The following is an 11,652-nucleotide window of genomic DNA, read 5'->3' as shown; positions in this document are numbered from 1 at the left end:
CAATTCCTTTCTTTTTCTTCGAATCAGTCCTAACAAGTTCTCTCAAGAGTACCTGACTAAGACTGTGTTTCAGTGTTCAATCTTATTTAAACTGTTCTGAGAAGCGGACATCTCCTTGGTAGAATCCACGGATATCGTTGATTCCGTAACGGAGCATAGCTACACGTTCTTGTCCAAGACCAAAGGCAAATCCAGAGTAAACAGTCGCATCGATACCACTCATTTCAAGGACACGTGGGTGAACCATACCGGCACCCATAATTTCGATCCAACCTGTTTTCTTACATACGTTACAGCCTTCTCCACCACACTTGAAGCAAGAAACATCCACCTCAACAGATGGCTCTGTGAATGGGAAGTAAGAGGGGCGCAGACGGATCTGACGCTCTTCACCGAACATTTTTTGCACAATCAATTGAAGAGTTCCTTGAAGGTCAGCCATAGAGATATTTTTCCCAACAACCAAGCCTTCAATTTGGTGGAACTGGTGACTGTGGGTCGCATCGTCTGTGTCACGACGGAAGACACGCCCTGGTGAGATCATTTTCAAAGGACCTTTAGAGAAATCATGGGCATCCATAGCACGCGCCTGCACTGGAGATGTATGAGTACGAAGTAAAATCTCTTCTGTGATGTAGAAAGTATCCTGCATATCACGAGCTGGGTGGTCTTTGGGAAGGTTCATACGTTCAAAGTTATAGTAGTCTTGCTCCACTTCAAAACCATCCACGACTTGGTAACCCATCCCAATGAAAATATCTTCGATTTCTTCACTGGTTTGTGTGAGGACATGACGGTGACCAGTCGCAACTGGACGACCTGGAAGTGTCACATCGATACTCTCGCTAGCCAGTTGAGCCGCGACTTTCTTTTCTTCCAAGAGCTTAGCTGTTTCTTCAAAAGCAGCTGTCAAGACATCACGAGCTTCATTGACGTGTTTCCCAATGATTGGTCGCATCTCAGCAGAGACATCTTTCATCCCTTTGAGAATTTCAGTAAGCGAACCCTTTTTACCAAGGACAGAAACACGCAAATCTTGCATCTCTTTTTTATTTTCAGCAGTAATCTGCTTCAAGCTAGCCAGCGTTTCTTCACGAAGCGCTTTTAATTGTTCTTCAATAGTTGACATAATTCCTCCATCAGTCTCTCGTAGATAAAAAGAAAACCACATGCCAAAAACTCCACTCGGAGCGTTGACACGCGGTACCATCCGTTTTTATCTGACAAGTCAGACCTTCATTTCTAAATCCATGCACAAGTGAATTCACCCAGCTTTCATATAGAGAGCTTGCAGTCACGGCTCTCCTCCCTGATATACTTCCCTTGAGTTACTAGTCTTGCAGATTTCTATTCAATTACTACATAGTTTATCAGATTTTGAGTTAAAAAACAAGTTAGATTAGACTAATTTCAATATAAAAAGGAACAAGACGCAGTGAATTATCTATTTGTAGGGTCTGTTTCATCTGCTTTCCTTTTCAACAAAAGAGTTGCTGCTTGATTAAAACCCTCACACCAGTTATACCATTTTGCTTCATACTCATCTTGAGCTAAGATATGATTTTTTAAGTCCAGAACAGAGTAAATTTTTCTTTCTTCACAAGCTTGCGCATAGAGATGATATAGTTCATCCCCACCATCTCTATCCCACTCAGCAGAAATCGTATCCCTACCTGCCAATAAAGCCTGATAAGCCCTGTGATGCCCATCTGTAATCAACAAGCAATTTCCAAATGCAAGAATACTAATTGGATCAACATTGTTTAGTTCTACCGACTGATAAAGTGTCTGGATGCCTGCTAGTTTCTTTTCTGATAAGTATAGTTGAGTCGGATGGAGAGCTTTTATGTTGACTTTCATTTCTTTCTCCTCAAGAGAATTTGATATTCACTTCTGCTTGCCTTTAAATCGCCATTGGAAGCGGAGCTTGTCATAGAAGGGAAATTCGATAAACAAGACTCCCAAACCCACACAGAGACTGGCAAGGACATCTGATGGATAATGAACTCCCAGATAAACCCTTGATACCAGCACACTGACTAGATAGAGAGCAAGTACGATTTGCACGATTTTTCTCCAGACTGGATTTTTAATCCGTTGACTGAGGACGACAATCAGAGAGCCGACCATCAAGGTTACAGCCAGAGAATGGCCACTTGGAAAAGAAAATCCCTTCTCCTCAACCAAGTGTAAAATAGCTGGCCGTGGGCGCTGGTAGATATTTTTAAAGGTCACGATTAAAAGACCAGCCAAAGCCAAATTCCCTAGCATGAAGAAACTTTCTATCTTCCACCGCTTACGATAAAAGATAAAGGCTACGATGACAACCCAAGTGATAATCACTGGGATATCAATCAGGCGTGTGATGGCTCGGAAAAGAATAGTCAAGTAATCTGGCAAGTCTCCTCGAACGGCAGTCTGTATCGGTTGGTCAAAACCGACCAGCGTTTCAGGGTAAAATTTGACCATGTAGCCAAGAATAACGAAAAGTAAAAGGGCAAAACTGCCCTTCATTAAAAATGTTTGTTTATCTTTCATAATGTTTTAAGGTTGGTTTCAAGAGAATATACAACAACCAGAATGAAACGGAAAAGATTACTCCCTCAATCAAGTTAAAAGGTAATACCATGGTCATTAGGTAGTTGGAAAGTCCCAAAATTTTTCCAATATCAAAGTTAGCAAACTTAGCGTACAAAGGAACAGCGTAAACATAGTTGAGAACCAACATAGCCACGGTCAAGCCAATAGTTCCAGCTAGAGAGCCTAGTAGGAAACGAAGGGTTGTCCGTTCCTTTTTCCAAATCAAAGCAAATACGATGACAAAAACTCCCAAAGCTACGATATTCATTGGCAAACCAATGTAAGTATTCACTCCCTGGCTGTTAAGAAGCAGCTTCAAGAGTGAGCGAAGCAAGAGAATTCCTAGAGCAGCAGGCAAATCCATGACCACCAAGCCCACAAGGACTGGCAAGATACTAAATTCGATCTTAAGGAAGGATGCCGCTGGTAAAAGCGGAAAGTCAAAGTACATCAGCACAAATGAGATAGCTGATAGAATTGCAATGGTCGAAAGTCGACGTGTGTTTGTCATAACAGGTTCCTCCAATTTTCTATAAAATCAGAAGAAGTTAGAAAGGATTTTCTATCTATTCTCACTTTTTATATCCCAAAAGTTCCCTCTCACTCTATTAAGGAAATTCAAGCAAGCGGTTACAGTTTAGCTATAAATCTATCAGAACAGACAAAGCTATTCTTTCGTCTTCTCCCATCCAGACTATACTGTCGGTTGTGGAATCTCACCACATCAGCTTGCGCTCGCGGACTTCTTTAAAGAGAAGGAAATAGAGATTTTTCTTTTAGACTAGGCGACAAGCTGTAGGCATAACTTCTGGTTAGGCAAAGCTTGTCAACAAAGTATAAAAGGAAAAGATCATTTCCTAGTTAAAGTCACCGCCGGTCGGGAATCACACCCTGCCCTGAAGACTCTTTTATCATAACAAAAAACGCTTGCAAGCGCAAGCATTTTGTTCATTTTCATTTTCATTTTTTATTTCAATTTATCCACTTCATAGGTATGAACAAGCTCAAGACCTGCAAAGTTCTGCTGGCGAAGAGCCTCATAGACAATCATGCAGACGGTATTAGACACATTAAGACTGCGGACATGTTCATCATTCATAGGAATACGAAGAGCCTTCTCAGGATGTTCGCGCATAAAGTCTTCAGGTAAACCCTTGTCTTCACGTCCAAAAAGAAAATAATGGTCCTCGTCAGTCGATAAATCCACATCAGAATACACTTTCTCAGCGAATTTAGAAATCAGGTAGAGTTTGCCCTTCATCTGAGACATGAAATCCTCCAAACTCTCGTAAAAATAAATCTCTAGCTTATCCCAATAATCCAACCCCGCCCGCTTCATCTTGCGATCATCGATAGGAAAGCCCATTGGCTTGATGATGTGGAGGGGAGAATTGGTCGCAGCGCAAGTACGCGCGATATTGCCTGTATTTTGTGGAATTTGAGGTTCAAATAATACAATGTGATTTGTCATGACTTGCTTCCTTTCACCATTGCAAAAAAATAGCCACACTGCCCGGAGTCAAGCTCAGCAAACAGCGTGGTTAAGGCATCGTTAACTTACCTCACAACAGGTTTGAAGTAAATCAGCGAAACTACTTTCTTAGTATAACACTTTCAGAATCATTGTCAATAGAAACGACTTGATTTTTTCAATTTTTTCAAGCTATTTCCAAGGGTTGTAAAATCGTCCCTGATTCTGCAAGATAAGTAGTAAACTAGCTACTAAAAACAAGGCTGCCAAGAGCAAGGTAAGATAATCTCCTTTTTTCAAGGCCTGATAACTATACCAAGTGCGTTTTTTCTCTTTCCCAAAGCGCCGAAGCTCCATGGCGGTCGCGATGGTATCAATGCGTTCTAACGAGCTAAAAATCAAGGGCGTAATAATGCGCAGATTGCCTTTGATTCGTTGCATAAGAGAAGCTTTCTTGGATAATTCCATCCCACGCGCCTCCTGAGACATCTTGATAGTAAAGAATTCTTCCTGCAAATCTGGAATATAGCGCAAAGTCAGGCTGACTGAATAGGCAATCTTGTAAGGCACACCAATTTGATTTAAACTGGAAGCAAACTGACTAGGATGGGTTGTCATCAAAAAGATAATAGCCAGAGGAATAGTGCAAAGGTACTTAATGGCCAGATTTAGCAGATAAAAGAGCTCTTGGCTGGTCAGAGTGTAGGCACCGATTCCCTGCCAAATCACACTCCTCTCTCCGTAAAGTCCAACCCCATACTCGGGAGAAAAGAGATAGACCATCAAGACGTTTAAAACGGCAAATACCGTCGCAAAAACGGCTACAAAGGAAACATCTTTAAAGCGGATTTCTGACAAATAGAGGAGAAAGACCGAAAAAATAGCAATCAGAACAAGCAGTCTGGTATCATAGCTAATCATGGCCGCCAATGATACAAGGATGAAAAAGAGGAGTTTACCAGCTCCTGACAAGCGATGAATCACAGTATCTCTATGCTGGTAACCGATTAATTTAGCTTGCATCCTTCTCTCCTTTCTTTATAAAATGCCGTTAAAGCAAGTGGATCCACGTCTAGTTTCTTGGCCAAGTTGAAGATTGAAGTTTCTTTTAGATTGGCTTTTACTAACAGCTCAGGATTGCTCAAAAGACTAGCTGGATCAGTATCGGCAATCAGTTCCCCATCCACCATGACAAGAGCTCGGTCTGAATAATCCAGCATCAATTGCATATCATGAGTAATCATGACAATGGTATGCCCTTTTTGATGCAACTCTTCGAGAAATTCCATAATCTCAGTATAGTTCTTCTGGTCCTGACCTGCAGTCGGTTCATCTAGGAGGATAATTTCAGCTCCTAAAACCAAAATCGATGCAATAGTGACACGTTTTTTCTGACCAAATGACAGGGCAGAAATGGGCCAATTACGGAATTCATAGAGACCGCAGATTTTCAAGGTTTCATAGACTCTCGTTTCAATTTCCTTCTCATTCACACCTCGCAAACGGAGCCCTAGAGCCACCTCATCAAAAATCATATTGGTTGAAATCATTTGATTAGGATTTTGCAGCACATAGCCTACTCGTTCCGCCCGTTCTGCTACCGAATCTCCTTTTATATCCTGCTCTTCCCAAAGATAGCGGCCTTCCGTCTGGATAAAGCTACTTATGGCCTTGGCTAGAGTTGATTTCCCTGCTCCATTTTTTCCGACAATGGCAATCTTTTCACCCTTTTTAATATCTAAATAAATGGATTTTAAAATCGGTCTATCATCATAAGAAAAAGACACATCCTCTAATTTAAAGAGTGACTGCAATTCTGGGGTTTCTTTTACCAGTTCCGTCCGCAACTGAATCTGGCCTTTTGAGATAGACAAGTTATCCAGATTTGCTAATTGTTCTTCCTTGGCTAAATCCACACCCAATTGACGGAGAGTGGTTAGATAAAGGGGTTCTCGAATTCCATTTTGGGTCAATAAATCAGTCGCCAGTAGCTGGTCAGGGCTCCCATTAAAGAGAATACGACCATCATTGATCAAGACAATCCGATCCACAGGGCGATGCAGAACATCCTCCAAACGATGCTCAATAATAAGTGTCGTCGTTCCCTCTTCCTTATGAATCTGGTCAATCAATTCGATAATATCCTGACCTGACTTGGGATCCAGATTGGCAAGTGGCTCATCAAACAAAAGAATCGGACTCTCATCAATCAAGACACCAGCCAGACTGACCCGCTGCTTTTGTCCACCTGACAAATCCTGAGGACGCTGAGACAGTAAAGAAAGAAGGTCCAGCTTTTCAGCCCATTTATGAACACGGCTTTTCATCTCTTCTAAACTTGTTACATCATTTTCTAGAGCAAAAGCCAAATCTTCTGCCACAGACAGACCGATAAACTGCCCATCAGTATCCTGCAAAACTGTACTGACCAGATGAGACTTATCATAGATACTCATATCAAAGGCCGCTTGCCCCTTGATCAAAAATTCTCCAGACGTCTGACCCTTGTAAATATTGGGAATAATCCCATTCAAACATTGACCCAAGGTAGACTTACCTGACCCAGATGGCCCAACAATTAAGACTTTCTCTCCCTTATAAATGGTCAAGTCCACCCCTTGCAAGGTCGGTTCTTGTTGTGTTTCATACCGGAAAGAGAAATCCTTCCACTCAATTATAGCTTCTTTCATCTTACTCTCTTCATTCGCTTCTTAGACTTCTATTTTATCATAAATCTACCCCTTCTTGCAGTCTCTTCTCTTAAAATCTTAGCGCCAAAAAGATTCCTATCCTAGCTTACTTGTCTAACTAATCTATAAACATCGAAAAAGACTGGTTGCCCAGCCTTTCCCATCATTTTAATCCTTTTTCAAACTTCCTGCACGAGTTTGAGTTCCTGCATAGGCAAGCAAGAGAAGAGTTCCTGCAATAGCTACAGATACACCATTAGCAATTCCCGCAACAATCCCTTGGGCAAATACTTTTTCTGCAGCTTCTTGATAAATCACAACATCTCCAAGTGGTGCCAAGACACCCCAAACAAGGGCATTTGCAAGTAGTTGAATGAGGTTAAAAATAAGAATATCTTTCCAGTCAAAGACACCATTGATCACGCGAACGTACTTTCTAAATAGCCCCACAGCTAGACCAAAGAGCCCGCTAGCGATAATCCAAGTCCACCACAAACCGTAACCAGCAAGAGAATCCTTGATTGCATGACCAATCAACCCGACAAGCAAACCGATAATCGGTCCAAAAATAATAGAAAGTAGCGCTTGTACCGCATACTGAAGCTGGATGCTTGTATTTGGAACAGGGGTCGGAATGTTGATCATCCCGATGACGACAAAGAGGGCAGCGCCAATTCCGACAGCAACAACTTGTTTAATTGTAAATTTGATTTCCATACTATTTATTCTCCTATTTTATCCTTCTATTTTCTTTATTTCAATGGTCCAAGATGAACCGACACCCACATTATAGGCCTTGGCAAAGGAACCTTGGTTGATAGCCAGACCTAAACGATAGAGAGAGTTGATGTAAAGGATGGGTTGCCCAATTCTCACATCCACAAATGATTTGCCATAAACAACCTGATTTTGATAGACCAGCATATCTGCATGATAGATAGTCACCTCAAAACGGTCACCGAATGCTGGTTCCAGCTTGTAAAATTCTTCTCGCGTGATAGAGGTCCAAAGCGAACCAAAACGCACATCCAGAATATCAATAGCTCCCTTCACTAGATAATCTTCTATGATGGTCTCTACGACTGGAAGCTCCACAATCTGATCCACACTGAGCTCTGGCCCCACTTCCTCAAAACTAATGTGACCACTAGCTAGTTTAGCACCAGTATAGGCATAGACATCACGACCGTGGAAGGTATAAGAATGCTCTGTGTTTTGACGTCTATTGGCCACTTCAGAAATTTCACGAATGGCTACAATACCAACGTGTTTCTTGATAAAAGAAAGCGTTCCATTGTCTGGCGTGACAATGTATTGATTTTTTACAGTCTTGGCAACTACACTCTTACGTTTCGAGCCGACACCTGGATCGACCACCGATACAAATGTCGTTCCCTCAGGCCAGTAATCTACCGTCTGAAAGAGACGATAGCTCCCCTCAAAAATATTATAAGGCGTGATATCGTGCGTCAAATGATGAATTTTTAAGGTTGGAGATTCTTCTAAAGCCACTCCAATCATAGCCGATACCGCACCATCAACCAGACCAAAGTCTGATTGTAATACCAGTAAATTATTATTCATTTTATCTCCTTGTATATCCTTTATCATACCATATTTCAGAGAAAGTCGCTAATAGCTATTTCAATTGATTAGGGTATAGTTTTACCTTATAGCAAATTTCCTACTAAAAGCTCTTGTTATTAGCTAGTAGGTGCATTTTTTCTTGAAAAAAGGTATGATAGTTACATCATGAAAAAGTAGGTTTTATTATGAAAATTATCCTTGTCGGAGGGGGAAAAGTTGGTTCTGCCCTCTGTCGCTCCTTGGTTGCAGAAAAGCATGATGTTTTGCTGATTGAGCAAGACGAAGCTGTTCTCAATCATATTGTTAATCGCTTTGATATCATGGGTATCCTTGGTAACGGGGCCGATTTTACCATCCTTGAGCAAGCCAGTGTCCAGGATTGTGATATCTTTATTGCCCTGACTGAATACGATGAAGTGAACATGATTGCAGCCGTTCTAGCCAAAAAAATGGGAGCTAAAGAGACCATCGTTCGGGTGCGGAACCCTGAATATTCTAACTCTTATTTCAAGGAAAAGAATATTCTCGGTTTTTCTCTTATCGTTAACCCTGAGCTCTTGGCTGCCCGCGCTATCGCGAATATCATTGACTTCCCCAACGCCCTCTCTGTCGAACGTTTCTTTGGTGGACGCGTTAGCCTCATGGAATTCACTGTTAAATCTTCCAGCGGTCTTTGCCAAATGCCCATTTCTGATTTTCGTAAAAAATTTGGCAATGTTATTGTCTGCGCTATAGAGAGGGATCATCAAATTATCATTCCAAGCGGTGACATGACCATACAGGATAAAGATAGAATCTTTGTCACTGGTAACCGTGTTGATATGATGCTCTTCCATAATTATTTCAAATCACGTGCTGTGAAGAGCCTTCTCATCATCGGGGCTGGAAGAATCGCTTATTATCTTCTAGGTATCCTCAAAGATAGTCGAATCGATACCAAGGTTATTGAAATCAATCCTGAGATCGCCAGCTTCTTTAGCGAGAAATTCCCAAATCTCTACATCGTTCAAGGAGATGGGACCGCAAAAGACATCCTACTGGAAGAAAGTGCTCAAAACTATGATGCCGTTGCGACCCTAACAGGAGTCGATGAAGAAAATCTGATTACTTCTATGTTCCTTGACAGGGTAGGTGTACAAAAAAATATCACTAAGGTTAATCGTACCAGTCTCCTCGAGATTATCAATGCGCCTGATTTTTCAAGTATCATCACACCTAAAAGCATCGCTGTAGATACGATTATGCACTTTATTCGTGGTCGGGTTAATGCCCAGTATTCAGACCTTCAAGCCATGCACCATCTAGCCAATGGCCAAATCGAAACCCTGCAATTCCATATCAAGGAAGCTAATAAAATGACTGCCAAACCACTTTCTCAACTGAAATTGAAAAAAGGGGTTCTTATTGCAGCCATCATTCGAAAGGGCAAGACTATTTTCCCAACTGGGGAGGATATGCTTGAAGTCGGAGACAAACTCCTAGTAACGACCTTGTTGCCAAACATCACCAAGATTTATGACTTGATCGCGAGGTAAGAAATGAATAAAAGTATGATTCGTTACCTCCTTTCAAAGTTACTTTTGATTGAAGCTGTTCTCCTCTTGGTTCCTGTAGCTGTAGCTGTCTATTACCACGAATCGAGCCAAGTCTTTACAGCCCTCTTTACAACGATTGGGCTTCTCGTATTACTAGGTGGTTCAGGAATTTTACAAAAGCCAAAAAATCAACGAATTTACGCCAAGGAGGGAATCTTGATTGTTGCTCTCTGTTGGATTCTTTGGTCTTTCTTTGGCGGTCTCCCCTTTGTCTTTGCTGGGCAAATTCCCAGCGTTATCGATGCCTTTTTTGAGATTAGTTCTGGCTTTACAACTACTGGGGCAACTATTCTGAACGACGTTTCGGTTCTCAGTCGTTCCCTCCTCTTCTGGCGAAGCTTTACCCACTTGATTGGAGGGATGGGAGTGCTTGTTTTTGCACTTGCTATCATGGATAACGCCAAAAATAGCCACCTAGAGGTAATGAAGGCTGAGGTTCCTGGTCCTGTCTTTGGTAAGGTTGTATCCAAACTAAAAAACACTGCCCAGATTCTCTATCTCCTTTACCTAGCTCTCTTTTCTCTCTTTGTCATCATCTATTACCTAGCCGGAATGCCTCTATTTGATAGTTTTGTCATTGCCATGGGAACAGCGGGTACAGGAGGATTTACCGTCTATAACGACGGGATTGCCCACTATGGTAGCTCACTGATTACCTATCTGGTTAGTATCGGAGTTCTGGTTTTTGGGGTCAATTTCAATCTCTACTACTACCTCATGCTCCGTCGCATCAAAGCCTTCTTTGGAGATGAAGAACTTCGGGCTTACTTATTCATCGTAATGATTTCTACAGGCTTGATCAGCCTCAATACTCTCTATCTCTACCCGGGATTTTCAAAAAGTTTTGAAATGGCCTTCTTCCAGGTTTCCAACATCATTACAACAACTGGTTTTGGATATGGAGATATTACCAACTGGCCCCTCTTCTCCCAGTTTATCCTCCTCTTTCTCATGGGAATCGGCGGCTCTGCTGGATCAACCGCAGGTGGACTCAAGGTTATTCGAGGCCTTATCCTTTCAAAAATTGCCAAAAACCAAATTTTATCAATTCTATCGCCCCACCGTGTTTTGACCCTCCATGTGAATAAAACGGTGATTGACAAGGATACCCAGCATAAAATTCTCAAGTACTTTGTCATCTATACTATGATTTTACTAGCACTTATCTTTATTGTCAGCCTAGATAGCAATGATTTTCTGGTTGTGACCAGCGCTGTCTTTAGCTGTTTCAATAATATAGGACCTATTCTAGGAACCACTTCTAGTTTCTCAATCTTTAGTCCTATCTCAAAAATTCTCCTCTCCTTTGCAATGATTGCAGGCCGATTGGAGATATACCCAATCCTACTTCTCTTTATGAAGAGAACTTGGTCTAAGAGATAAAATACAACCACACCTTGTTTCTTGCAAAGTGTGGTTTTTTTATTTTCAAGTACCTCCCCCAACTCTACAAGTATCTTTGAATCCTGGTTAGACATTTTAGTGCCTGACTTATACTCAATGAAAATCAAAAAGCAAACTAGGAAGCAAGCTACAGAAAGTACTTGAGTACGGCAAAGCGAAGCTGACATAGTTTGAAGAGATTTTCAAAGAGTATTAAGGTATTGAAGAACCCAAATCAATCATGACCACCCGTCAAACGGGTGGTTTGTCCCAGGGCTATAAGCCCAAATTACCAGCCAGCGCCTAAAGACGCTGGCTTTCACTTTGTTCAAGCCTTATTGCTCTT

General features: G+C 41.6%; 11 protein-coding genes and 1 riboswitch. Of the genes, 2 read left to right on the top strand and 9 right to left on the bottom strand.

Annotated features, from left to right (window positions below):
- Positions 1-82 precede the first annotated feature (82 nt).
- From pheS to ACERDH_RS08510, 9 genes are all read right to left on the bottom strand, one after another.
- Complete coding sequence (gene pheS, locus ACERDH_RS08550; protein WP_031237702.1) at positions 83-1,129, bottom strand: phenylalanine--tRNA ligase subunit alpha; 1,047 nt, start codon at positions 1,127-1,129, stop codon at positions 83-85.
- Between the two features lie 311 nt (positions 1,130-1,440).
- Complete coding sequence (locus tag ACERDH_RS08545) at positions 1,441-1,860, bottom strand: chromosome partitioning protein ParB (RefSeq protein WP_386686238.1); 420 nt, start codon at positions 1,858-1,860, stop codon at positions 1,441-1,443.
- A 27-nt stretch (positions 1,861-1,887) separates the two neighbouring features.
- Complete coding sequence (locus tag ACERDH_RS08540) at positions 1,888-2,538, bottom strand: phosphatase PAP2 family protein (RefSeq protein ID WP_386686235.1); 651 nt, start codon at positions 2,536-2,538, stop codon at positions 1,888-1,890.
- Positions 2,528-3,091: an ECF transporter S component gene (locus ACERDH_RS08535; protein WP_000185822.1), complete on the bottom strand. Its 564-nt coding sequence runs from the start codon at positions 3,089-3,091 to the stop codon at positions 2,528-2,530. Before ACERDH_RS08535 ends, ACERDH_RS08540 begins: the two co-directional genes overlap by 11 nt.
- A gap of 162 nt (positions 3,092-3,253) precedes the next feature.
- A riboswitch (FMN riboswitch) is annotated at positions 3,254-3,488 on the bottom strand.
- 59 nt (positions 3,489-3,547) lie between these two features.
- Positions 3,548-4,051 carry a tRNA (cytidine(34)-2'-O)-methyltransferase gene (locus ACERDH_RS08530; RefSeq protein WP_000181382.1) on the bottom strand — a complete coding sequence of 168 codons (504 nt, stop codon included), beginning with the start codon at positions 4,049-4,051 and terminating at the stop codon, positions 3,548-3,550.
- A gap of 192 nt (positions 4,052-4,243) precedes the next feature.
- Positions 4,244-5,074, bottom strand: a complete 831-nt coding sequence (locus ACERDH_RS08525; protein ID WP_001148089.1) for an energy-coupling factor transporter transmembrane component T family protein — start codon at positions 5,072-5,074, stop codon at positions 4,244-4,246.
- The gene (locus ACERDH_RS08520) at positions 5,059-6,741 is read right to left on the bottom strand and encodes an ABC transporter ATP-binding protein (protein WP_000656561.1); all 1,683 of its coding nucleotides are present in this window, start codon (positions 6,739-6,741) and stop codon (positions 5,059-5,061) included. Before ACERDH_RS08520 ends, ACERDH_RS08525 begins: the two co-directional genes overlap by 16 nt.
- 168 nt (positions 6,742-6,909) lie before the next feature.
- A complete protein-coding gene (locus tag ACERDH_RS08515; protein ID WP_000403160.1) occupies positions 6,910-7,458 on the bottom strand; it encodes an ECF-type riboflavin transporter substrate-binding protein in 549 nt (182 codons plus the stop codon).
- Between the two features lie 18 nt (positions 7,459-7,476).
- Entirely contained in the window at positions 7,477-8,325 is an 849-nt protein-coding gene (locus ACERDH_RS08510; RefSeq protein ID WP_261019946.1) for an SAM hydrolase/SAM-dependent halogenase family protein, read from the bottom strand.
- 188 nt (positions 8,326-8,513) lie between these two features.
- On the opposite strand from ACERDH_RS08510, the gene trkA reads away from it, so the two are divergent.
- Both trkA and ACERDH_RS08500 read left to right on the top strand, forming a co-directional pair.
- Complete coding sequence (trkA, locus tag ACERDH_RS08505; protein WP_386686227.1) at positions 8,514-9,863, top strand: Trk system potassium transporter TrkA; 1,350 nt, start codon at positions 8,514-8,516, stop codon at positions 9,861-9,863.
- Between the two features lie 3 nt (positions 9,864-9,866).
- Positions 9,867-11,306 (top strand): TrkH family potassium uptake protein, encoded by a 1,440-nt coding sequence (locus ACERDH_RS08500; RefSeq protein WP_386686225.1) that lies wholly within the window; start codon positions 9,867-9,869, stop codon positions 11,304-11,306.
- Positions 11,307-11,652: the final 346 nt, after the last annotated feature.

This window comes from Streptococcus bovismuti, from assembly GCF_042436615.2.
Classification (GTDB): Bacteria; Bacillota; Bacilli; order Lactobacillales; family Streptococcaceae; genus Streptococcus.
This window is presented reverse-complemented; position numbering and strand designations above follow the sequence as displayed.